At 70.3% G+C, this 23308-nt stretch carries 22 protein-coding genes; 5 read left to right on the top strand and 17 right to left on the bottom strand.

Annotated features, from left to right (window positions below):
• Positions 1-37: 37 nt before the first annotated feature.
• The 7 genes from AB7I40_RS12065 to AB7I40_RS12095 all read right to left on the bottom strand — a co-directional run bounded on the left by AB7I40_RS12065 (position 38) and on the right by AB7I40_RS12095 (position 8588).
• A complete protein-coding gene (locus AB7I40_RS12065; protein WP_428347717.1) occupies positions 38-1060 on the bottom strand; it encodes a substrate-binding domain-containing protein in 1023 nt (340 codons plus the stop codon).
• Positions 1057-1329 carry a GNAT family N-acetyltransferase gene (locus AB7I40_RS12070; RefSeq protein ID WP_428347718.1) on the bottom strand — a complete coding sequence of 91 codons (273 nt, stop codon included), beginning with the start codon at positions 1327-1329 and terminating at the stop codon, positions 1057-1059. Before AB7I40_RS12070 ends, AB7I40_RS12065 begins: the two co-directional genes overlap by 4 nt.
• Before the next feature lie 34 nt (positions 1330-1363).
• The gene (locus tag AB7I40_RS12075) at positions 1364-3364 is read right to left on the bottom strand and encodes an acyltransferase family protein (RefSeq protein WP_428347719.1); all 2001 of its coding nucleotides are present in this window, start codon (positions 3362-3364) and stop codon (positions 1364-1366) included.
• A gap of 55 nt (positions 3365-3419) precedes the next feature.
• Complete coding sequence (guaA, locus tag AB7I40_RS12080) at positions 3420-4976, bottom strand: glutamine-hydrolyzing GMP synthase (RefSeq protein ID WP_428347720.1); 1557 nt, start codon at positions 4974-4976, stop codon at positions 3420-3422.
• A 70-nt stretch (positions 4977-5046) separates the two neighbouring features.
• On the bottom strand, positions 5047-6153 hold the full coding sequence (locus tag AB7I40_RS12085) for a GuaB3 family IMP dehydrogenase-related protein (RefSeq protein ID WP_428347721.1): 1107 nt from the start codon (positions 6151-6153) through the stop codon (positions 5047-5049).
• A gap of 5 nt (positions 6154-6158) precedes the next feature.
• Positions 6159-7661 (bottom strand): IMP dehydrogenase, encoded by a 1503-nt coding sequence (gene guaB, locus AB7I40_RS12090; protein ID WP_428347722.1) that lies wholly within the window; start codon positions 7659-7661, stop codon positions 6159-6161.
• Between the two features lie 21 nt (positions 7662-7682).
• Positions 7683-8588, bottom strand: coding sequence for a GNAT family N-acetyltransferase (locus tag AB7I40_RS12095; RefSeq protein ID WP_428347723.1), 906 nt, complete (start codon positions 8586-8588; stop codon positions 7683-7685).
• A gap of 122 nt (positions 8589-8710) precedes the next feature.
• Here AB7I40_RS12095 and AB7I40_RS12100 point away from each other — a divergent pair, with 122 nt between their 5' ends.
• Positions 8711-10192: a glycosyltransferase family 39 protein gene (locus tag AB7I40_RS12100; protein WP_428347724.1), complete on the top strand. Its 1482-nt coding sequence runs from the start codon at positions 8711-8713 to the stop codon at positions 10190-10192.
• Positions 10193-10269: 77 nt separating this feature from the next.
• Here AB7I40_RS12100 and groL read toward each other — a convergent pair whose 3' ends face one another.
• Together groL and groES are read right to left on the bottom strand one after the other, a co-directional pair.
• Positions 10270-11895, bottom strand: a complete 1626-nt coding sequence (gene groL, locus AB7I40_RS12105) for a chaperonin GroEL (protein ID WP_428347725.1) — start codon at positions 11893-11895, stop codon at positions 10270-10272.
• A gap of 77 nt (positions 11896-11972) precedes the next feature.
• On the bottom strand, positions 11973-12266 hold the full coding sequence (gene groES, locus AB7I40_RS12110) for a co-chaperone GroES (RefSeq protein ID WP_428347740.1): 294 nt from the start codon (positions 12264-12266) through the stop codon (positions 11973-11975).
• A gap of 201 nt (positions 12267-12467) precedes the next feature.
• On the opposite strand from groES, the gene AB7I40_RS12115 reads away from it, so the two are divergent.
• Positions 12468-13652 (top strand): THUMP-like domain-containing protein, encoded by a 1185-nt coding sequence (locus AB7I40_RS12115; protein ID WP_428347726.1) that lies wholly within the window; start codon positions 12468-12470, stop codon positions 13650-13652.
• A gap of 20 nt (positions 13653-13672) precedes the next feature.
• Here the strand turns inward: AB7I40_RS12115 and AB7I40_RS12120 are convergent, their stop codons facing one another.
• Positions 13673-14281, bottom strand: coding sequence for an MBL fold metallo-hydrolase (locus AB7I40_RS12120; protein WP_428347727.1), 609 nt, complete (start codon positions 14279-14281; stop codon positions 13673-13675).
• Positions 14281-15366: an S-(hydroxymethyl)mycothiol dehydrogenase gene (locus AB7I40_RS12125; protein WP_428347728.1), complete on the bottom strand. Its 1086-nt coding sequence runs from the start codon at positions 15364-15366 to the stop codon at positions 14281-14283. The genes AB7I40_RS12120 and AB7I40_RS12125 overlap by 1 nt, the downstream gene beginning before the upstream one ends.
• Before the next feature lie 151 nt (positions 15367-15517).
• Here AB7I40_RS12125 and AB7I40_RS12130 point away from each other — a divergent pair, with 151 nt between their 5' ends.
• Genes AB7I40_RS12130 through AB7I40_RS12140 form a run of 3 tightly spaced genes read left to right on the top strand, consistent with a single transcriptional unit; the run spans position 15518 to position 17985 of the window.
• Positions 15518-16063 carry a SigE family RNA polymerase sigma factor gene (locus AB7I40_RS12130; RefSeq protein ID WP_428347729.1) on the top strand — a complete coding sequence of 182 codons (546 nt, stop codon included), beginning with the start codon at positions 15518-15520 and terminating at the stop codon, positions 16061-16063.
• Positions 16060-17319, top strand: coding sequence for a hypothetical protein (locus AB7I40_RS12135; protein WP_428347730.1), 1260 nt, complete (start codon positions 16060-16062; stop codon positions 17317-17319). The genes AB7I40_RS12130 and AB7I40_RS12135 overlap by 4 nt, the downstream gene beginning before the upstream one ends.
• 9 nt (positions 17320-17328) lie before the next feature.
• On the top strand, positions 17329-17985 hold the full coding sequence (locus AB7I40_RS12140; protein ID WP_428347731.1) for an SDR family oxidoreductase: 657 nt from the start codon (positions 17329-17331) through the stop codon (positions 17983-17985).
• A 6-nt stretch (positions 17986-17991) separates the two neighbouring features.
• Here AB7I40_RS12140 and tsaD read toward each other — a convergent pair whose 3' ends face one another.
• From tsaD to alr, 6 genes are read right to left on the bottom strand one after another with little or no spacing between them, the layout of a single operon-like run.
• The gene (tsaD, locus tag AB7I40_RS12145; protein ID WP_428347732.1) at positions 17992-19038 is read right to left on the bottom strand and encodes a tRNA (adenosine(37)-N6)-threonylcarbamoyltransferase complex transferase subunit TsaD; all 1047 of its coding nucleotides are present in this window, start codon (positions 19036-19038) and stop codon (positions 17992-17994) included.
• Complete coding sequence (gene rimI, locus AB7I40_RS12150; RefSeq protein ID WP_428347733.1) at positions 19035-19469, bottom strand: ribosomal protein S18-alanine N-acetyltransferase; 435 nt, start codon at positions 19467-19469, stop codon at positions 19035-19037. The genes tsaD and rimI overlap by 4 nt, the downstream gene beginning before the upstream one ends.
• A complete protein-coding gene (gene tsaB, locus AB7I40_RS12155; RefSeq protein WP_428347734.1) occupies positions 19466-20107 on the bottom strand; it encodes a tRNA (adenosine(37)-N6)-threonylcarbamoyltransferase complex dimerization subunit type 1 TsaB in 642 nt (213 codons plus the stop codon). The genes rimI and tsaB overlap by 4 nt, the downstream gene beginning before the upstream one ends.
• A gap of 31 nt (positions 20108-20138) precedes the next feature.
• A complete protein-coding gene (gene tsaE, locus AB7I40_RS12160) occupies positions 20139-21047 on the bottom strand; it encodes a tRNA (adenosine(37)-N6)-threonylcarbamoyltransferase complex ATPase subunit type 1 TsaE (protein WP_428347735.1) in 909 nt (302 codons plus the stop codon).
• Positions 21044-22138: an alpha/beta fold hydrolase gene (locus tag AB7I40_RS12165; protein ID WP_428347736.1), complete on the bottom strand. Its 1095-nt coding sequence runs from the start codon at positions 22136-22138 to the stop codon at positions 21044-21046. Before AB7I40_RS12165 ends, tsaE begins: the two co-directional genes overlap by 4 nt.
• Positions 22135-23307, bottom strand: a complete 1173-nt coding sequence (alr, locus tag AB7I40_RS12170; RefSeq protein ID WP_428347737.1) for an alanine racemase — start codon at positions 23305-23307, stop codon at positions 22135-22137. Before alr ends, AB7I40_RS12165 begins: the two co-directional genes overlap by 4 nt.
• Position 23308 lies beyond the last annotated feature (1 nt).

Below are 23308 nucleotides of genomic sequence, written 5' to 3' on the forward strand. Positions count from 1 at the left end.
CGAACTAATGTCAAGGGGTGAGCACGATCACGCTCCGTCAGGCCAGCCCGAGGGACTCGCAGGTCGCCAGGACCGGCCCGGCGCACAGCTCCTCGATCCCCACCGCGCCGTCACGGACCACGGTGTCGGTGAGGTTGTCGAGCCTCACCGCGACCGGGTCGAAGATGATCGACGGCACCCCCTCGTAGGGCTCCGTGCCACCCACCTTGCGCCCGGCGATCAGCCGTACGGCGACGCGGGCTGCGGCTCCCGCCTCATCCGGCACGGACCTGTAGACCGTCATGGTCTGTTCACCGAGCACGATCCGGCGCAGCGCCTCGAGGTCGGCGTCCTGTCCGGTCAGCACGGGCAGTGGGCGTTTGTCAGCCCGGAAGGCAGCCACCACTCCCCCTGCCTGGGCGTCACTGGCCGCGTAGACCGCGTCGATCCTCTTGCCCTTCATCGCGGCGAGCTGGTCGGTGACCCACTCCTGGGCGGTGCTGGTCTGCCCGTCAACGGGGTCGACCTCGGCCAGGATGCGCGCGCCTGAGTCCTCGAGCACGGCGTGCGCGGCGAGCTTGACCAGCGCGGCATTGGGGTCGTCGGCGGGTCCGTTGATCATCATGACGTGGGGCTTGGGGCCGGCCGCGGCGAGCACGGCCCGGGCCTGCAGGGTCCCGACCTGGGCGCTGTCGACGGTGACGAAGTAGTCGGCTCCCGCCACGAACCGGTCGTAGGCGATCACCGGCGTCGTCCCGGCATCCTGGACCATCATCTCGCCGGCCTCCGCGGTGAGGCTCACCAGGACGATCACGTCCGCGCCCTGCTCCAGGGCGTCGGCGAACTGGGCGCGCTGCGTCGACTCGCTGCCGGCGGCCTGGTGCACCTCGACGACGCAGCTCGCGCACGAGGCCTCCACGGCGGCTTCGAACGCCGGGCGGTCCTGCGCACTCCAGCGGGCGCCGCCGTCCTCATCGGGGAGCAGCAGCACGACGAGGTCGCGGTCCTCGGCCTCCTGGCACGCACTCAGGCCGCAGGCCACCAGAGCGGCCAGAACGAGCGCGCTGAGCAGCTGCCTCACGTGAGGTCGGCGTACGCGGGGTGCTTGTCGATGAACGCCCTCACGAAGGGACACCGCGGCACCACCTGGAGGCCCCCGCGACGACGCACGTCGTCCAGCGCTGCCCGCACGAGGGCGCTGCCGACGCCTCGACCCTCGAGGTGCACCTCGGTGTGGGTGAAGACGATCTGCGTCGCGCTGAGCGTGTACGCCGCGAAGCCGGCGAGCTCGCCGTCCACATGTGCCTCGTAGCGGTGCTGCCCGGGATTGTCGGTGACCTCGACTGCCATGTCCCCATCCTGCCCTGTGAATCCTGCCCTGTGATCAGCTGAAGCCCAGGCCCTGGAGGGCGCCGGTCTTCTTGATGGCCTTCCACACCTTGTCCCTGAGCTCGATCCCGATGGCACCGGTGAGGTGGTCGGGGTCGCGCCAGACCACCACGCCCTTGAGGATCGGGAGGCACAGGGGCGCATCGGGGCAGACGACGGGGTTGATGTCGACGGTGTAGACGTCATCGGAGCGCACGGCCGCCACCTGGTAGTAGGCGTCGCTGGGCCGGCTGCCCATCCTCGCGGGGATCGTGCACTGAGAGATGTACGTCGCGCGCGCCAGGCAGTCGAGCGGATCGATGCCTCCGGTCTCCAGGGTGTTCAGCGTGACCAGGGAGCGGGCACCCAGCTCGCTGAACGTGGCGAGCGTCTCCTGCGTCGTGTTGTCGAGCAGCTGCGACAGGCTCTCGTCGGAGCCGCCGATGCGCTTGAACCCCTTGGCGTACTTGGCCTCGTTGTCGTAGCTGTTGGAGACCAGGATCATCAGGTCGGGCTTCAGCTCGGGCAGGACGTCCTTGTACCAGGCGCCCCGCTGGGCGACGCACTCCTGGCGCTCGGCCGGCGGGCGGTTGAAGTTGATCAGGTCGGCCTGCCACGGGCAGGCGTGCATGATGTTGACCGACAGTTGGAAGCCGTGCTCCTCGGCCAGCTTCTCGTACATCGGCTCCAGCATCCGGGCGTGGCTGTCGCCGACCAGCACGACATGGGGGCCGTCGCCGTCGACCACGACGCACTCTGCGGGCGTGGTGCAGGTCTGCTCGGAGCCGTAGTCCAGCGACACTGCCTCCCAGTCGATGTCCGAGGGGATCTTCGCACCCTTGGCGGTGCCGTTGGGGGTGGCTGCCACCCCGGAGGCGACCAGCGCCGGTGGGCGGGTGGACTGCAGCAGCGGAGGCATCACCAGGAAGGCGACCAGAGCGCTGGCGGTCACCCCGACCACGGCGACCGGCCAGGTGAACCGGCTCAGGGTCTCGGACCGGCGGATCGGCATCTCGAGCACCTGGTAGGACAAGGCTGCCAGCCCGGTGCTGACCGCGCCACCGAGGAGAGCCAATACCAGCGGACGGACGTCGAAGAACTCCATCAGCACCAGCAGCACCGGCCAGTGCCACAGGTAGGTGCCGTAGGAGATCTTGCCCAGGAACACCGGGGTCGGTCGCGACAGCACCGTGGTCAACGGACTCGACCGGTCGCAGGAGACACCCAGGATCAGCAGCACGCTCGCCACGGTCGCCAGGAGTCCGCGGTTGGAGGGAGTGACGTCGAGCAGGCCGCTGCCGACCACCAGGATCATCACCAGCCCGACGACCCCGAGCCAGCGTTGCCGGTCGCTGACCTTGCGCGCCCTCAGGAGTACGGCGAGCAGGGCGCCGGCCAGCAGCTGGTAGAGGCGGGCGTCGGTGCCGTAGTAGGCGTGGCTCGGGTCGGCGCTCGCCCAGTAGAGCTGGGCGGCGACCGAGAGCACCATGAGCACCGCGATGCCGGCCGGCAGCACCCAGCCGCGGCGTCGGGCGGCACGCACGAGCAGGATCAGGAGGATGGGGAAGACGAAGTAGAACTGCTCCTCGATCGACAGCGACCAGAAGTGCAGGTAGGGGCTGCGGTCGACCTCGGTGGCGAAGTAGTCGTTCTGCTGGCTCAGGAACCGCCAGTTGGAGACGTACAGCAGCGCACTCTGGGCGTCGGCGACCAGCGGCAGGCGGCGTACCACCGTGGTGGCCAGGACGAACACGGCCGCGGTCGCGGTGATCACCACCACTGCTGCCGGCAGCAGGCGCTTGACCCGGCGGGCATAGAAGCGCCCCAGCCTCAGCGTGCCGCGCTCGTCGATCTCACTGAGGATGACGTTGGAGACCAGGAATCCCGACAGGACGAAGAAGAGGTCCACTCCGACGAAGCCGCCACCGACCGCAGCCATTCCTGCGTGGTAGAGCAGCACGAGGTAGACCGCGACGGTGCGCAGGCCGTCCAGGGCAGGGCGGTAGGACCACGTCACTGGCGAAACGGTACCGAATCAGCCCATACCATCACGAATCAGCGCGAGGGTGATCTCACTCCCACTCGATCGTGCCCGGCGGCTTGCTGGTGATGTCGACCGTGACCCGGTTGATCTCGCGGACCTCGTTGGTGATGCGGGTCGAGATCCGCTCCATCACCTCGTAGGGCAGCCGCGCCCAGTCCGCGGTCATCGCGTCCTCGGAGGTGACCGGGCGCAGCACGACCGGGTGTCCGTAGGTCCGGCCGTCGCCCTGGACCCCGACCGAGCGTACGTCGGCCAGCAGGACCACCGGCATCTGCCAGATGTCGCGGTCCAGACCGGCTCGCGTGAGCTCCTCGCGGGCGATGGCGTCGGCCTCGCGCAGGATGTCGAGACGCTCGCGGGTGACCTCGCCGATGATCCGGATACCCAGGCCGGGACCTGGGAACGGCTGCCGCCACACGATGTCGGCGGGCAGCCCGAGTTGTTCACCCACGAGCCGGACCTCGTCCTTGAACAGGGTGCGCAGCGGCTCGACCAGCTCGAACTCGAGGTCGTCGGGCAGTCCGCCCACGTTGTGGTGGGATTTGATCGTCGAGGTGCCGGCGCCCCCACCGGACTCGACCACGTCGGGATACAGCGTGCCCTGGACCAGGAAGCCGACCGTGCCGGGATTGTCGTTGATGATGTCGGCCTCGGCAGCCTCGAAGACCCGGATGAACTCGCGCCCGATCGTCTTGCGCTTCTCCTCCGGGTCGCTGACCCCTGCAAGGGCGTCGAGGAACCGCTTCTCGGCGTCGACCACCTTGAGGTCCACCCCGGTCGCCGCCACGAAGTCCCGCTCGACCTGCTCGGTCTCGCCCTTGCGCATCAGTCCGTGGTCGACGTACACACAGGTCAGGCGATCACCGATGGCGCGCTGGACGACGGCTGCCGCGACCGCGGAGTCGACGCCACCGGACAGACCGCAGATGGCGCGGCCCTCGGGACCGATCTGGGCACGGATCCGTTCGATCTGCTCCTCGACGATGTTGACCATCGTCCAGGTCGGCCGACAGCCCGCGATGTCGTGCAGGAAGTGTTCCAGGACCCGCTGACCGTGCTCGGTGTGCATCACCTCGGGGTGCCACTGGACGCCGGCCTGCTGGGCCGCGAGGTTCTCGAACGCCGCCACCGGGGTGACGTCGGTGCTCGCGAGGACCGCGAATCCCGCCGGCGCCTCGGTCACGGAGTCGCCGTGCGACATCCACACGTTGTGACTGGAGGGGAGGTCGGCCAGCAGGGTGCCGCCGTCGCTGATCGCGACCGGGGTGCGGCCGTACTCGCGCGCCCCGGTGTGGGCCACCTCGCCACCCAGGGCACGGGCCATGAGCTGGAAGCCGTAGCACATCCCGAAGACCGGAACTCCGGCGCTGAACAGAGCCGGGTCGATGGACGGGGCTCCCTCGGCGTACACCGAGGACGGCCCGCCGGAGAGCACGATGGCGGCCGGGCCGCGTTCGAGCATCTGCGCCACGGGCATCGTGTGCGGCACGATCTCGGAGTAGACGCGGGCTTCACGCACCCGCCGGGCGATCAGCTGGGCGTACTGCGCCCCGAAATCGACGACGAGGACCAGATCGTGGGACATGGGGGCCTTTCACACGCTCACCAGGAGGCAACAGTCTATCCGCGCCCCCGCTGAGTGGGGTCCCGGCCTGCTATTCGACGACGATCTCGACGCGCTGGAATTCCTTCACGTCCGTGTAGCCGGTCGTGGCCATGGACCGCTTCAGTGCACCGATGAGGTTCATCGTGCCGTCGGCGACCCGGGAGGGACCGAACAGGATCTCCTCCAGCGTGCCGACCGTCCCGAACTCGACCCGCTCGCCGCGCGGCAGCTCGGAGTGGTGCGCCTCGGTGCCCCAGTGGAAGCCGTGTCCCGGCGCGTCGGAGGCCCGAGCGAACGGTGAGCCCACCATGACGGCGTCCGCGCCACAGGCGACCGCCTTCGCCACGTCGCCCGAGCGCCCGATCGAACCGTCGGCGATGACGTGCACGTAGCGCCCACCGGACTCGTCCATGTAGTCACGGCGGGCGGCCGCGACATCGGCCACCGCGCTCGCCATCGGCACCGCGACGCCCAGGACGGTGCGGGTGGTGTGGGCGGCACCGCCACCGAAACCCACGAGCACGCCGGCAGCGCCGGTGCGCATCAGGTGCAGGGACGCCTGATAGGTGGCACAGCCCCCGACGATGACCGGCACGTCGAGCTCGTAGATGAACTCCTTGAGGTTCAGTGGCTCCGCCTGCGAGGACACGTGCTCAGCCGACACCGTCGTGCCCCGGATGACGAACATGTCCACCCCGGCATCCACGACCGTCTTGGCGAACTCCTTGGTGCGCTGCGGGGACAAGGAACCGGCGACGGTGACCCCGGCCTGGCGCATCTCCTGCAACCGGGCGGTGATCAGCTCGGGCCGGATGGGCTCGGCGTAGATCTCCTGCATCCTGCGGGTCGCCTCGAGGCCGTGGAGGCCGGCCACCTCGCTCAGGAGCTCGGACGGGTCGTCGTAGCGGGTCCAGAGTCCCTCGAGGTTCAGCACTCCGAGGCCCCCGAGCTTGCCGAACGCGATCGCCGTGGCCGGCGACATCACCGAGTCCATCGGCGCCGCCAGCACGGGGAGCTCGAAGCGGTAGGCATCGATCTGCCAGGCCACGCTGACCTCTTCGGGGTCCCTGGTGCGGCGTGAGGGCACGATGGCGATGTCGTCGAAGCTGAAGGCCCGGCGGGCTCGCTTGGCGCGGCCGATCTCGATCTCGGTCATGGGTGTCAGCGTCCTGAGTAGTTGGGGGCCTCGACGGTCATCTGAACGTCGTGGGGGTGGCTCTCCTTGAGCGAGGCCGCCGTGATCCGCACGAATCTGCCCTTCTCCTGCAGCTCGGGGATGGTGCGCGCACCGGTGTAGAACATCGACTGGTTGAGGCCGCCGATCAGCTGGTGGGCGACCGCTGCCAGAGGACCGCGGAAGGCCACCTGACCCTCGATGCCCTCGGGCACGATCTGGTCGTCGCTGGTGACCTCGGCCTGGAAGTAGCGGTCCTTGGAGTAGGACTTCTTGCCCCGGCTCGACATCGCCCCCAACGACCCCATGCCGCGGTAGGACTTGAACTGCTTGCCGTTGACGAACACGAGCTCGCCCGGGGACTCCTCGCAGCCGGCCAGGAGGGAGCCGATCATCACCGACTCGGCACCGGCCACGATCGCCTTGGCGATGTCGCCGGAGTGCTGCAGCCCGCCGTCGGCGATCACGGGTACGCCGGCCGGGTGACAGGCCAGCCACGCGTCGTAGACCGCGGTCACCTGCGGGGCACCCACGCCGGTCACCACGCGCGTCGTGCAGATGGAGCCCGGCCCCACTCCGACCTTGACCGCGTCGGCTCCGGCATCGACGAAGGCCTGGGCTCCGGCCCGGGTGGCGACGTTGCCACCGATGACCTGGACGTGACGGGTCGCGGGGTCGTTCTTGAGGCGCTGGACCATCTCGAGCAGCATCCGCACATGGCCGTGGGCGGTGTCGGCGACCAGGACGTCGACACCGGCCTCGACCAGCCGGGTGGCCCGCTCGAAGGCATCGCCGAAGTAGCCGATGGCGGCGCCGACCATGAGGCGTCCGTCGGCGTCGTTGGAGGCGTTGGGGAACTGCTCGGACTTCACGAAGTCCTTGACGGTGATGAGCCCGGCGAGGCGGCCGTCTGCGTCGACCAGCGGCAGCCGCTCACGCTTGTGCTTGCGCAGCAGCAGGGTGGCCTCCTCGCGTGCGATGCCGACGTGCCCGGTGATCAGCGGCATCGGCGTCATCACCTCGTCGACCTTCGTGGTGGCCCACTCCGCGACCGGGGTGAAGCGCAGGTCGCGGTTGGTGATAATGCCCAGCAGGCGGTTGTCGGTGTCGACCACCGGCAGCCCGGAGACCCGGTATTCACCGCACACCCGGTCGAGGTCCTCCAGGGTCGCGTCCGGGCCGATGGTGACGGGGTTGGAGATGATCCCGGTCTGGGTGCGCTTGACCAGGTCGACCTGCATGGCCTGGTCATCGACCGAGAGGTTGCGGTGCAGCACACCCAGCCCGCCCTGGCGCGCCATCGCGATCGCCATCCGGGACTCGGTGACGGTGTCCATGGCCGCACTGATCAGGGGAACCTTGATCGAGATCTCGCGGGTCAGCCGCGTGGTCGTGTCGATGTCGGACGGCGCCAGGTCGGACTCCCCCGGCAGCAGCAGGACATCGTCATAGGTCAGGCCGAGGGCCGCAAACTTCTCCGGGAGCTCCACGCCCCCATCCTATCGGCGTGCTCAGACAGGCAGCGGCTTGAGGTCGCGCACCGGGATCCGCACGGTGAGGACGTCGGAGGCCATCCGGATCCGGCCCCGCAGGCCGGCGGCCAGCACCATCGGCAGCACGGCCTGGTTGTCCGCGCGGGTGGTGAGCACGATCTCCTGCACCCCCATGCCGGCCGCCAGCCGGGCGACGTCGTTCAGCAGCCGGGTGCCGATGCCGCGACGCTGCCACTGCGGATCGACCCGAAGGCTCACCGCGCGTCCCCCGGCCTCGACCATCCCGGACCCCTCGGAGCGGATCATCGCGATCCCCACGACGCTGCCCTCGACCCAGGCCGCGATGCCATCCTCGTCCACGACGAACTCCGGGTGGGCGTCATGGCCGGCAGCGTGGCCGCCGGAGGTCGCCGGCAGGTCGATCTGTCGGGCCAGGACCTCGCTGACCAGGTCGGCCATCGCAGCTCCCCGGGCGTGCTCGGTGGGAGTGAAGGGCGCCGTACGCCGCACCTGCACGCCGATGTCACCGACCCGCATCTCCATCACGTCCTGCACCGGCGCCAGCACACCCTGCGCCGGATCCGCCTCCGCGTCGAAGAGCTGGGCCACGACCTCGGGGAAGCGCGCCGGGTGCGCCAGGATCGTGCGCGCCGCCTGGACGTAGCGCGTGGGCTGGTCGACCAGGGCGTGCTCGGTGCACGCCGCCCCGCTCACCGCCAGACCACCGGAGCCCTCGATCAGTTGGGCGATCTCGACCATTCCCCAGCCTGCCGGGGTGCGTAGGACCAGCTCGTCGGTGACCCCGTCCACGCCCGGGAAGATCTGCAGGCCGAGGATGTTGACGCCCGCGTCGCCACAGTCCTGGGCCAGGACCGCCAGCGAACCGGGCCGATCGGGAAGCGTCGTACGAACTCTCCACAGCATGCTGGCATCTCCCTGCAGTCCATCCACCCCTGACTCCGCCACTGTGCGCGATCCGGATTGCGAATCGGCGCCGGGAATGTTTCGCCCACGTCACAGCCTGTCGTGTGCCTACAGTGGGTGTCGTGCGCAACCGGGGGGTCATCTGGGGTGCGGCCCTGTGTGCGGCCCTCCTGCGGTTCCCCGGAGCCCTCTGGCCGATCGGTCCCGACGAGGCGGGCTTCACGCTCGTGGCCAGGTCGTGGCACCCCCTGCCGGGCAGCGTGTACGGCGTGCACTGGGTGGATCGCCCACCGCTGCTGATCGCGGTCGTCAAGGTGTCGGACTGGATCGGCGGCCCGCTGTTCATGCGGTTCGTGGCCGCGCTGGGCTGCATCGTGCTGGTCCTCAGTGCCGCCGCGGTGGCCCGGAGGATCTCCGGTGACCGCGCGGCTGCCTGGACGGCCGTGGCGGTCGCTGCCATCACCACCAACCCGATGATCGACGCGGTTGCCGCGAAGGGCGAGTTGCTGGGACTGCCGGTCATCATGACCAGCATCTGGTGCTCGCTCATCGCCCTGGACCGGCGCTCGGGACGCTGGGCGTTCGGCGCCGGCCTGCTCGCCGTACTCGCCCTGGGGCTGAAGCAGAACCTCTTCGCAGGACTCGTCTTCGGTGGCGTCCTGCTCGTGGTGGCGACCGCGGTCGGAGAGCTCAGCCGTCGTGATCTCGCTCGCCTGGCCGGCGCCGCGATCGCCGGCGCCCTGACCCCGGTCGTCGCCACACTCGTGTGGGCCGTCAGCGTGGGCGTGCGCCTCGACGCACTCTGGTACGCCGTCTACGGCTTCCGCGGAGACGCCCTCGAGGTGCTGCTCGCCGGCAACCTGTCCGCGCCCGAGGACCGGGCGAAGATCCTCGCCGGCATCGTCCTGGGCAGCGGCATGGCGCTGATCATCGGCGGCTTCCTGGTGCACCTCAAGGGTGCCTGGCTCACCAACCGGGCCGTCACCGCGGCGACGCTCGCCGTCGTGCTGGCCGACGGGCTCGGCCTGCTGCTGGGCGGCAGCTACTGGCGCCCCTACCTGTTCGTGCTCATCCCGGGTACGGCGCTGTGCGCGGCGATGCTCGTCGCCCGACCCTCCAAGCGGGGGCTCGCGATGCGGGCGATGGTCGCGATCTCGGTGGCCTCCACGGTGGTCTCCCTGGTGGCCTGGACCGTGACCAACGAGCAGGGTCGCGTCACGCCCAGCTGGGTCTACACCGGGGAGGCCATCGGAGCCGTCGCCCAGCCCTCGGACTCACTCGTGGTCTTCGGCGGCCGGGCCGACCTGCAGTTCGCCTCCGGCCTGCCCTCGCCGTACCGCTACCTGTGGAGCCTGCCGATGCGCACCCTGGACCCGGACTACCACCAGCTGATCAGGCTGCTGGAGGGACCTCGGGCACCCACGTGGTTCGTGGCCGCGGCCCCGCTGGCCGTGTGGAACCTCGACGCCGGGACCCGGCTGGGCCAGGTGGTCCGCTCCCGCTACGAGCTGCACGCGTGGGGCTGCGACGAGACCCCGATCTTCCTGCTGCGCGGGGTCCAGCGACCGGTGGTGCTCCCCGACTGCGACAGGCCCACCTTCTAGGTCCTCGCCAGACAGCAGAACGCTGACCCGCCGCGGAAGCGACGGGTCAGCGCTTGTGCTGTGGTGCTGAGAACGGGTCAGTGACCGTGACCGTGGCCGTGGCCACCCGCAGCCGGAGCCGCGTCTTCGTCCTCGGGCTTCTCGACGATCAGCGTCTCGGTCGTGAGCAGCATGCCCGCGATCGACGTGGCGTTGACCAGGGCCGAACGCGTCACCTTGACCGGGTCGAGGACGCCCTGGGCAACCAGGTCGCCGTACTCCTCGGTCGCGGCGTTGTAGCCGTTGCCGAGACCGAGCTCGCGCACCTTGGAGGTGACGACGTAGCCGTTGACTCCGCCGTTCTCCGCGATCCAGCGCAGCGGCTCGTCGGCAGCCTTGCGCACGATGCGTACGCCGGCTGCCTCGTCACCGGTGAGACCGAGGTCCTTGTCGAGGACCGCGACCGCGTGGATCAGGGCCGAACCACCGCCGGGGACGATGCCCTCTTCGATCGCGGCGCGCGTCGCGGAGACGGCGTCCTCGATGCGGTGCTTCTTCTCCTTGAGCTCCACCTCGGTGGCGGCGCCGACCTTGATCACACACACGCCGCCGGCGAGCTTCGCGAGACGCTCCTGGAGCTTCTCGCGGTCCCAGTCGGAGTCGGTGTTCTCGATCTCGGCCTTGATCTGGTTGACTCGACCCTCGACGGCGGCGGCGTCGCCGGCACCGTCGACGATGGTCGTGTTGTCCTTGGTGATGACGACGCGACGGGCCTGGCCGAGGACTTCGAGACCGACCTGGTCGAGGCGAAGACCGACCTCGGGGGACACGACCTGACCACCGGTCAGGGTCGCGATGTCCTCCATCATGGCCTTGCGACGGTCACCGAAGGCAGGCGCCTTCACCGCGACGGCGTTGAACGTGCCGCGGATCTTGTTGACCACCAGGGTCGAGAGGGCTTCACCGTCGACGTCCTCGGAGAGGATGAACAGCGGCTTGCCTGCGGCGATGACCTTCTCCAGCAGGGGAAGCAGGTCCGCGATCGCGGAGATCTTGCCCTGGTGCAGCAGGATGTAGGGGTCGTCCAGGACGGCCTCCATGCGCTCCTGGTCGGTGACGAAGTACTGCGAGATGTAGCCCTTGTCGAACTGCATCCCCTCGGTGAACTCGAGCTCGGTGCCCATGGTGTTGGACTCCTCGACCGTGATCACGCCGTCCTTGCCGACCTTGTCGAAGGCCTGCGCGAGCAGGTCGCCGATCACGCTGTCGCGCGAGGAGATCGTGGCCACCGAGGCCATGTCCTCACGGGACTCGACCTCGCGGGCCGCAGCGGCCAGCGCGTCTCCGACGGCAGCCGTGGCGAGGTCCATGCCCCGCTTGAGCCCCATCGGGTTGGCGCCGGCGGCGACTGCGCGCAGACCCTCGTGAACCATGGCCTGGGCGAGCACCGTGGCCGTCGTCGTGCCGTCACCGGCGACGTCGTTGGTCTTGGTGGCGACCTCCTTGGTCAGCTGCGCACCGAGGTTTTCGAACGGGTCGTCCAGCTCGATCTCGCGGGCGACGGTCACACCGTCGTTCGTGATCGTGGGGGCGCCCCACTTCTTGTCGAGGACGACGTAGCGGCCCTTGGGGCCGAGCGTCACCTTGACCGCGTTGGCGAGGGCGTCCACGCCACGCTCGAGCGCGCGTCGTGCGTGCTCGTCGAACTCAAGAATCTTGGGCATTGCTCTCCTCAGTACAGATCGAGCCGTGGTCCGGGCCCACGCACGTGCGCGCGCCCGGACTCACGGCTCCAGGAATTTCAGGAAACGACGGCGAGCACGTCGCGCGCGGAGAGGATGAGGTACTCCTCGCCGGCGTACTTCACCTCGGTGCCGCCGTACTTGCTGTAGATGACCTTGTCGCCGATGGCGACGTCGAGCGGGACGCGGTTGCCCTTGTCGTCGATGCGACCGGGGCCGATGGCCAGGACTTCGCCCTCCTGGGGCTTCTCCTTGGCCGTGTCCGGGATGACCAGGCCGGAGGCCGTGGTCTGCTCCGCTTCGAGCGCCTTGACGACGATGCGGTCCTCGAGAGGCTTGATGTTGACCGACACGATGTCGAACTCCACTTCTCTAACAGACTTCTAGGAAACGTTTGGTGCCGGGCGATGGGATTTCGTACGCCGTCGCGGGGGTCGCACGATGTTCGCTTGCGGCTGGCACCCTCGGGTCGAGAGTGCCAGAACAGACGTTAGCACTCGACCTGACGGAGTGCCAGAGACCCCTGGCCATGATCCGCCTGTCAGGATGGCCACGTGGACCTCGAGACCTTCCAGTGGCTGTTGACCGACGACGGCCAGCGCCTGCTGGACCGGGCCACCCATGTGTACGTCGACGCCGAGGGCGACCCGGTGCGTGCCGCGTCGTCGGTGCGCCGCATCGAGCCGGACGCCGATCGGGCGGCCGCGGCGCTGACCCAGGTGCAACTGCGGGCCCGGGCGGTCGCGAAGTTCGGCGACGACGCCGTCGGGATGTACTTCACGCCCGATGCGCTCGAGCAGTCGACCCGGGCGCGGGTCGCCGCCCACCGGGCCGCGCGACTCGCTGCGGCCCAGCCGGCCAGCGTGATCGACCTGGGGTGCGGCATCGGCGGCGACCTGATCGCCTTCGCGCGCGCCGGGCTGACCACGGCCGGTGTCGACCTCGACCCGGTGCGGGTGGCCATCGCCGCGGCCAACCTCGCTGCGCTCGGGCTGCCGGGGGCGACCCAGGTGGCCGACGCGACCAGCATCGACCTCTCCGGCTTCGCGGTGGCGTTCGCCGACCCAGCCCGGCGCAGCGGCCGCGGCCGCACGTTCCGGGTGGAGGACTGGACTCCCCCCTGGTCGTTCGTGCAGTCGCTGCTCACGCGGGCAGCCGTGGTCAAGGTGGCGCCCGGCGTACCCCACGAGCTGATCCCGGCAGGCGTCGAGGCCGAGTGGGTCAGTGACGACGGAGAGGTGAAGGAGGCCTCGCTGTGGTCGGGGCCCCTGGCAACCGTGGCGCGTCGCGCCACCGTGATCGGCGCCGGCGGCCTGGCCACGCTGACCGAGGACGACGACCCGTGGCAGGGCCGTGAGCGTCCGGTGCGTGAGCTCGGTCGGTTCCTCTACGAACCCGACGGGGCCGTGATCCGTGCCGGACTGGTGACCGCCGTGGCCGCGGGCGTCGGGGGTGGACTGATCGACGAGCACATCGCCTGGGTGACCTCGGATGACTCGTTCCACACTCCGTTCGCCCGCGGCTACCGGGTGCTGGAGGAGGTGCCCTTCCGGGAGAAGCCGCTCCGGGCGGCGCTACGCGAGCGCAGCATCGGCGTACTCACGATCAAGACCCGCGGCGTGGACGTCGTGCCCGAGACCCTGCGCAAGCGCCTGGCGTTGCGCGGGGAGAACACCGCGACGCTGGTGCTCACCCGGATCAAGGACACCGGCACGGCGCTCCTGGTCGCTCCGTTCTGACCCCCTCGCGGCCCCTCGACTCAACGCAGGACCGCGCGCTCGGCACCGATCGTGGTGTCGTCTCCGTGTCCGGTGTGCACGACGGTGTCCTCGGGCAGTTGGAACAGCCGGGTCCGGATGGACTCCACGATCTCCTCGGGGTCGCTGAAGGAACGACCGGTCGCGCCCGGGCCGCCGTTGAACAGGGTGTCGCCGGTGAACACGCAGCCGAGGTCGGGCGCGTGGAAGCAGACGGCGCCCGGGGCGTGGCCCGGGGTGTGGATCGTCCGCAGCAGGGTCCCCCCCACCGTGATCTCGAACCCGTCGCTGAGATCCACGTCCCAGAGGTGGTCGGTGTGCGTCAGCGACCAGAGCGGCTGGTCGGCAGGGTGCAGCATGATCGGTGCGGTCACGCGCTCGCGCAGGGCCGGTGCCACCCGCACGTGGTCGTCGTGGGCGTGGGTGCACAGGATCGCCTTGACGGTGCGCTCCCCCACCACCTTCATGATGGCGTCCACCGAGTGCGGCGCGTCGATCACCACACACTCGGTGTCGTCACCGACCACCCAGACGTTGTTGTCGACCTCGAAGGTCTCCCCGTCGAGCGAGAAGGTCCCCGACACCACCGCATGATCGACACGTGCAGCCATCAGAAGATCACGACCGAGCGGAGCACGTCGCCGTGGTGCATCTTCTCGAACGCGGCCTCCACGTCGTCGAGACCGATCTCCTCCGACACGAACGCGTCGAGGTCGAGGCGGCCCTGCTGGTAGAGATCGACCAGCATCGGGAAGTCGCGCGAAGGCAGGCAGTCGCCGTACCAGCTCGACTTCAACGCGCCACCGCGACCGAAGACGTCGATCAGCGGGATGTCGGGCAGCTTCATGTCCGGGGTCGGGACGCCGACCAGCACGACGGTGCCGGCCAGGTCGCGGGCGTAGAACGCCTGCTTCCAGGTCTCAGGGCGACCCACTGCGTCGATCACCACGTCCGCGCCGTTGCCGTCGGTCAGCTCCTGGATCGCCGCCACCGGGTCGAGGCCCTTCGAGTTGATGGTGTGCGTCGCACCCATGGAGCGTGCCCACTCCAGCTTCCGGTCGTCGATGTCGACCGCGATGATCTTCGAGGCGCCGGCCAGCGCTGACCCGGCGACCGCCGCCGATCCCACGCCGCCGCAGCCGATCACCGCCACGGACTTGCCTCGCGTCACGTTGCCGGTGTTGATCGCGGCGCCCAGGCCCGCCATCACGCCGCAGCCCAGCAGGCCGACCGCTGCGGCCCGCGCGGACGGGTCGACCTTCGTGCACTGCCCCGCTGCCACGAGCGTCTTCTCCGCGAAGGACCCGATGCCCAGCGCCGGGGAGAGTTCCGTGCCGTCGGACAGGGTCATCTTCTGCGTCGCGTTGTGGGTGCTGAAGCAGTACCACGGCTCACCACGCCGGCAGGCCCGGCAGTCACCGCAGACCGCACGCCAGTTCAGGATCACGAAGTCCCCCGGGGCCAGGCCGACCACCCCGGCCCCGACCGACTCGACCACACCGGCCGCCTCGTGCCCGAGCAGGAAGGGGAAGTCGTCGTTGATCCCGCCCTCGCGGTAGTGCAGGTCGGTGTGGCAGACGCCGCAGGCCTGCACCTTCACGACTGCCTCACCCGGTCCGGGATCGGGAACGTTGATCGTCTCCACCGAGACCGGTTGACCCTTGCCCCGGGCGACGACGGCCTTGACCTGCTGCATGACTGCTCCTTGCTCGCGATGACGGTGAGGCAACGGTAGTGCTCGCACCCAGGAGCGACCACCGAGAGGCAGGTTCGAGCATCGACGGGCCGCAATGCAACCCACCTCGGGCATTTCGCGTCTTGGACGTGGAAAGGTGGTGAGATCCTCGATGCACACAGCACTCAGGTCGGGAGTGGAGATGGCGGACCGCGCTCGCGATGGCGAGTTCTCGGCGTACATGGCGGCCCGGCAGGGAGCCCTGCTCCGCACGGCCTACCTGCTCACCGGCGACCTCGCCTCGGCCGAGGACCTGGTCCAGACCGCGTTCGCGAAGCTCTACCTGAGCTGGGACAAGGTCCAGAACCGGGAGTCTCTCGACGGCTATGTCCGCCGGATCATGATCAATGAGCACAACTCCCTGTGGCGCCGGGCGTGGAAGCGCAACGAGGTCACCACGGCGGCCATGCCGGAGCGCAGCGCCGACGACGAGTACGACGACGGGCGCGTCGCCGCGGTCTGGGAGCTCGTGCGCACCCTGCCACGCAAGCAGCGCGCGGTGATCGTGCTGCGCTACTACGAACAACTGTCCGAGGCCGAGATCGCCACCGCGCTCGGCGTCTCGACCGGGACCGTGAAGTCCCAGGCCAGCAGGGCGCTGGCCGCCTTGCGTCAACGCGTGCCCGATGCACTGATCTCCGGGGAGGAGGAGCGATGAACCACAACCACGACGACCTCGACCGGGCCCTGCGCCAGCAGGTCGAGCACCTTGACAGCACGCCGCTGAGCCTGGGCGATGTCCAGTCGCGAGCCAAGCGGATCCTGCGCCGCCGCCGGATCGCGGCATCGGTGTCGGCTGCCGCAGCGGTCGCGGTCATCGCACCGTTCGGGGTGGCCCTGGCCAACAACCAGCCGGACTCGGCTCCACCCCTGCAGCAGCCGACGGGAACCACGCAATCGCCGACCGTGACGCCCTCCGAGACACCGGGCACCAACGCCGGTGAGGCGCCGAGGTACGACATCGACCTGACACCGCCCGCCGAGGGCACCACGGGCGCCGAGCTCGGCATCCCCTACTGGTACGACGGGCAGCTCAACTCGCCCGCCGGCGACGTCGTGTCCGTGCCTCAGCCGGTGTACCACCCCGTCTTCGACACGACGATCGGGCAGTGGGCCGGGATCACGTTCGACGACCAGGAGGGCACCACGGCGTGGGCGTCGTTCGACCCCGACGGGGGAGAGCTGGAGACCTCGCCGACCATGGCCGACGCCGTCGCCGTCACTCCGGACGGCAGCAGCTATGCCTACATCGCCAAGATCAGCCCGGACGGACCCGGGGACCCTACGTGGACCCTGGTCAAGGCCGGCGCGGATCCGCAGACCTGGGACCTCGGCACCACCGACTCCGAGGCGCCCGGCGGCGGTCCGATGGGCATCCTGAGCGACGGCACCGTGGTCTTCGAGTTCGAGTCAGGCAAGCCGATGCTCGCCGACCCCGACGGCCGGATCACGGCGCTCCCGGGGAAGTATCTCAAGACCGTCGACGCGACCGCGGACGGGCGGATCGCCGTGCAGACGTCCTACAACGACGACGGCACCTCGTGCTGGGCGGTGGTGGACACGGGCGGGAAGAAGCTCGCACGCACCTGCGACCACGCGCTCGACGAGTTCAGTGCCGACGGCCGCTACGTGATGGGCTCCCCGTCCAACGCGGACGGTCTTGGCGCCAGCGTCGTGTCGATCCTCGACGCACAGACCCTGAAGCCTGCCGCGAACTTCACCGTCCCGCGTGGTGCCTTCATCTGGCTTCCGATGGCGTGGGACGGCGACACGCTGCTCGCCCAGGTCTGGAAGCAGGGCACCTGGACCCTCGAGCACCTCAGCCTTGACGGGGTCCTCCAGCAGCGCTCGGTCAGGGTCCAGGGCGACGAGACCACCGCGCCGTTCCAGTTCGGGGCAGGTCCCCTGTCCTAGGCTCACCCCATGAGCAACCCGGTCCTCGTCGTCCTTGGTGCCGGCCCCGGTCTCGGGCTGGCGGTGGCTCGCCGGTTCGGCGCCGAGGGGTACGACGTCGCGCTGGCCGGGCTCTCCGAGGAGAGCCTGGCCCCGCTCGGCGTCGCCCTGCGCGAGGAGGGCATCGACACTTCGCTGGCCGCCGTCGACCTATCAGATCCCCGTGGTGTCACCGAGCTGGTCACCGCGATCGGCGAGGCGAAGGGCCGCATCGACGTCCTGCACTTCAACCCGAGCGCCTACCGCGAGAAGGACCCGCTCCAGCTCAGCGTCGACGAGCTCCTCGCGGATCTCCAGGTCGGACTGACTCCGCTGCTGCCGGCCGTCCAGGCCGCGCGACCGTTCATGACGGCTGGCGGCAGGATCCTGGTCACCGGCAGCGCGGCGGCCGACAAGCCGTGGCACGGCGCCGCCTCGCTCGGCGTACAGAAGGCGGCCGTGCGCAACCTCGTCACCAGCCTCGACGCGACCCTGGAGCCCGACGGCATCCGCGCCGTCGCCGTCCAGATCAACGGCACCCTCGCCCGGGAGGGAGCGTTCTCCCCCGGCCCGGTCTCCGCGGCACTGCACGCGGCGGCCACCCGGCCCGACGAGGGCTGGACCGCCCACGTGGCATACGACGGCTGAACGACCTCAGGCCACCACGGTGGTGATGGGCTGCGAGGAGTCGGCCGGCAGGTCGAGCGCGGAGGCCGTGCGCCCGCGGGCTACGAGCTCGGTGCCGAGCGCCGCCACCATGGCCCCGTTGTCGGTACACAGGCCCGGACGCGGCACCCGCACTCGGATCCCCTTCGCGCTCGCCCGCTCCTCGGCCATCGACCGCAGCCGGCTGTTGGCCGCCACCCCGCCGCCGATCAGGATCGTGTCGATGCCCTCGCTGACCGCCGCGTCGACGGCCTTGCGGGTGAGCACGTCGCAGACGGCCTCCTGGAAGCTGGCCGCCACGTCCGCCACGGGTACGGCGACCCCGGCGCGCTGCTGGGCCTCGACCCACCGGGCGACGGACGTCTTGAGGCCGGAGAAGGAGAAGTCGAACCGGTGGCGTTCGAGGTCACGGCGGCTGGTGAGTCCGCGCGGGAAGTCGATGGCGATGCTGTTGCCCGAGCGCGCCTCCCGGTCGATGTGCGGTCCGCCGGGGAACGGCAGCCCCAGGAGCCGCGCCACCTTGTCGAAGGCCTCGCCGGCCGCATCGTCGATGGTGGCGCCGAGCGGAGTGACACCGAGCGTGACGTCCTCGACCCGGAGCAGGCTCGAGTGCCCGCCGCTGACCAGCATGGCCAGGCAGGGCTCAGGCAAGGGACCGTGCTCGAGCTGGTCCACAGCCACATGGGCGGCCAGGTGGTTGACGCCGTAGATCGGCTTGCCCAGCCCGATCGCCAGCGCCTTCGCGGCGGCGACGCCGACCAGGAGAGCACCGACCAGGCCCGGGCCACTGGTGACCGCGATCGCGTCGACGTCGGCCAACCTGATCCCGGCCGTGTCGCAGGCACGCTCCAGCGTCGGCACCATGGCTTCAAGGTGAGCGCGGCTGGCCACCTCAGGGACCACACCTCCGAAGCGGGCGTGCTCCTCGACACTGCTGGCCACGGCGTCCGCGAGCAGGGTGTGCCCCCGCACGATGCCGATCCCGGTCTCATCGCAGGAGGTCTCGATGCCGAGCACCAGCGGCTGGTCTGTCATGGCACCATTGTGCCTGCGCCGGTGCGCTGGAGGACCAGGGCGTCCGACCCGTCACGGTAGTAGCGCGGTCGCCGGTGGATCTCGACGAAGCCGGCTCGTGCGTAGAAGGCGCGCGCCGCCGCGTTGGTCTGCGCCACCTCCAGCAGCATCCGGGCCGCGGGACGGGCCAGCGCCTCGGCGAGCAGGGCCGCTGCGAGGCCTTGGCGCTGACGCTCCGGGTGTACGCCGATCCGCTGCAGGTCACTCACGTCGTCGACCAGGCGGGTGATCAGGTAGCCGACGACCTGGTCCTCCTCGGCGACGAGAGCAGCCCGCCCGGGTCCGGAGAGCTCGTCGCGGACCTGGTCGAGCGACCAGGCGTCGACACCGAACAGCGTGAGCTCCAAGGAGGCGATCGCCTCCGCATCGGCTCCGGTGGCGGCGCGGATCACGAGACCGGCTTGGGCTGCCCGGGGGCGACCGCGTCAGGACGGCGCAGGTAGATCGGCTCGGGGTCGAGGACCTTGGCCCGTCCGCTCGCCACGAGGCGGGCCAGTGCACTCGCGGCCGGGTCACGCGGGCCGGTGCCGGTCGCGAACAGGTCGGGGTAGAGCTCAGGACCGGCCCCGACCACGGGGCGGTCCTGCGGGAGCTCGGCCGGCTTGTCCACGAACGGTCCCTCGACCCGCTCGCCCGCGGCGTCGTACGCCGCCCAGAACAGCTCCTTGCGACGCGCGTCGGTGGTCACCAGGAACGGCTCGGCGAGGCCGTCGTCGACAGCGGCCAGTGCGATGGCGTCGAGCGAACAGACCCCGTGGACGGGGAGTCCGAGCGCGTAGCCCAACGTGCGCGCGGTGACGACGCCGACGCGCAGACCGGTGTAGGGGCCGGGGCCGACACCGACCACGATCGCCGACAGCTCCTCGCGCGAGACGCCCGCCTGGGTCATCACCTCGTCGATCGCCGGGGCGAGCAGCTCGCCGTGCTTCATCGGGCCGATCCCGTTGCGTTCGGCGAGCACGACCCCGGCGGACGGATCGTAGAGGCAGACCGTGACCGAGGCGGTGGCGGTGTCGAAGGCGAGCAGCACGGCTCGAGGCTACCGGGAGCAGTCGGGCGGTTCAGGCCCACCGCAGCCCGACGGGCTGGATCACGATCCGGCGCGGGTCGTGGTCCTCGGTGACCGAAACCCCCGAGACGTCTCCGAGCGCCCGGGTGAGCGTGATCTCGAGACGGTCGCTGGCCAGCGACTCGGCGACGCCCGAGCCCCACTCGACGACGGTGACCGCGTCGTCGAGCGAGGTGTCGAGGTCGAGGTCGTCAAGCTCGGCCAGGCCGCCGAGCCGGTAGGCGTCGACATGCACGAGCGCCGGCCCGTCAGTCAGGGACGGGTGCACGCGGGCGATGACGAACGTCGGCGAGGTGATGTCCCCGCGGACGCCGAGCGCCCGGCCCAGGCCCTGGGTGAAGGTCGTCTTGCCAGCCCCCAGGTCGCCGCTGAGGATGATCAGGTCACCGGCGCGCAGGCGCGGCGCCAACGTCTCGGCCACGGCCTGGGTGTCGGCTCGGGTGTGCGCGTCGATGCTGGTCGCGAACAGCTTGGCCAGGTGCACGTTGACGCCTTCGCGGGCGACCTCGACGAACCCCTGGTGCTCCCAGAAGGCGATGGTGGCTGGCAGTTCGACCCGGGCGACCACCCGCATCCCGGCGCAGCCCCGGGCGCGCGCCTGCTCCTGCGCGACCGCGATCAGCGCTGTCGCCACGCCGGTCCCCTGGGCTTCGGGCAGCACCCCGAATCGGCGCAGTCCGAGCGTGGAGCCGACCGGCTCGAAGATCAGCGACCCCACCTGCCGGCCGTCGAGCTCGACCAGCAGCCCGCCGTACTGCCCGAGCTCGCTGGCGACACTCTCGAGCGTCTCGGACAGCGCCGAGGTGGGCGGGTCAAGCGGCGCTCGGGCACCGAATGCCGCATGGATCACGCCGAGGACGCCGGGCGCCGCCTCGGCGCCGACCAGTCGTACGTCGATCATGCGGGCCCGACGGCTTCGTGTTCCTGGGCCGCGGCGATGAGCTGGTCCAGGGCGGCGTTGACCTGCTCGTGCCGCTCCAGGATCACCATGTGCCCGGCGCCGTCGCACTCCAGCATGCTGGAGCCGGGCACCACCTCGTTGAGCCGGTGGCTGAGCTCGATCGGGGTGATCCGATCGGCGGTGCCGCAGATGATGCTGGTCGGCACCTCGCCGAGGGCGGTCAGCACGGCGTACTTGTCGAGGCTGCCGAAGCTCGGGAAGAACTCCGCGAGCACCTCGAACGGTGTGCCGGAGAGCATCTGGTCGACGAACTCCACGTAGGTGGCCGGCACCTTGTCCCCGAACGCGTAGCGGTCGGTGGCCACCATCGCCACCCCGTGCCCGACCTGGCGCAGCCGGTCCACGGCGCGCGCTCCGCGGGCCAGCCCGGCCACGAGGCGGAGTCCGACCGGACCGCCCACGGAGCTGGGGAGCAGCGGCAGGAACAGCCGTTGCGGGTTCAGCCCGCCGGCGGTGGTGGCGATCAGGGCGACCCCGACGACCTTGGTACCGAACAGGTAGGGATGCTGCTCGGCGAGCGACATGATGCTCATGCCGCCCATGGAGTGCCCGATCAGCACCACGGGACCCTCGGGCACCTCGTGCTCGATGATCCGCAGCAGGTCGATGCCGAGGTCCTCGATGGTGGCGTTGCGGGCGCTCGAGCGCCCGGAGCGACCATGGGAGCGCTGGTCGTAGAACACGGTGCGGATCAAGCCGCGGTAGGCCGCGCGCTGGAAGTGCCAGCAGTCGAGGTTGAGGGCGTAGCCGTGGACGAAGACCAGGGTGGGGGGCTGGGTACGGCGCTTGGCGCCTCGCCGCCGCCCGGTCGACGGGGTGTCTTCGGCCGGGTCCACCTCGACGTGCAGCGGCACCCCGTCATCGGCGACCACGGTGTGCGGATCGGAGCGCAGCGAGCCCAGCCGGGTGGCGTCACCGAGGCCGCGCCGGGCGATGACACGGCTGTCGTGGGCCACCTTGAGCGCGGCGCCGGCTACGGCGATCCCGGCAGCGCCCGCGGCGATCTCGACGATGCGGCGACGAGAGCTCATCGGGTGACTCCTTCGGCCGCGCCGGTCAGGGCGGCACTGGTACGGCGATCGAGGTAGCGCCGGTGCAGGCGCCCACCGATCCTGGTGACGATCTCGTAGTTGATGGTGTCGCACGCCTCGGCCCAGTCCTGCGCGGTGGGCTCCCCGTCGAACCCTGGTCCGAAGAGCACCACCTCGGTCCCGGTGGGCAGGTCGTCCGCGTCGAGGTCCACGACGAACTGGTCCATGCAGATCCGGCCGCGCACCGGTCGGCGCCGACCTGCGCTCCAGACCTCGGCGGTGTTGCCGGCGTGGCGCAGGATCCCCTCGCCGTACCCGACGGGGACGACGCCGACCGTCGTGTCGTGCTCGGCGACCCAGGTGTGGCCGTAGGACACCCCGGCACCGGCGGCGATCGGCTTCACCACGGCCAGCCCGGCCCGCACCGTCATCACCGGCACGAGCCCTACCGGCGACGTGACCCCGGGTGCCGGGTCGAGGCCGTAGGTGGCGATCCCGCAGCGGACGAGGTCGAAGCGACTGCTCGGTCGAAGGATCGCTGCAGCGGAATTGGCAAGGTGACGCACCTGAGGACGGAGCCCGGCAGCTTCGGCGACGGCCAGGGCAGCGCGGAACGCCTGCTCCTGCCGGTCGTTCTCGGGATGCTCGGGCTCGTCGCTGCAGGCGAAGTGCGACCAGATCCCGGTCACGCTGATCCCTCCGGCGATCTCGGCCTCTCGCGCGGCCTCCACCAGACCGGGCCAGGCCTGGAGCGTGGACCCGCCACGCGACAGCCCGGTGTCCACCTTGAGCTGCACCGCTGCGGGGCGCCCGGCCGTCCATGCACCGCGGACGATCTCGTCGAGCTCGGCACGGGTGTAGGCGGTGACGTCGATGCCACGCTCGACCGCGGCTGCGTAGTCCTCACCCGGGCCGGAGAGCCAACTCAGGATCCGACCGGTGTCGCCGCCCTCACGCAGACGCAGGGCCTCCTCCAGCGTCGCCACGCCGAGCCACTGCGCCCCGGCCTCACGGGCAGCCTGCGCGCAGGCGAGCATGCCGTGGCCGTAGCCGTCGGCCTTCACCACGCTCATCATCTGCACCTCGGGACCGACCAGGTCCGTGAGCCGACGGACGTTCGCGCGCAGCGCGCCGAGGTCGACGACGATCTCCGCGCGGACAGGGCTCATG

The organism is Nocardioides sp., from assembly GCF_050246775.1.
GTDB lineage: Bacteria > Actinomycetota > Actinomycetes > Propionibacteriales > Nocardioidaceae > Nocardioides.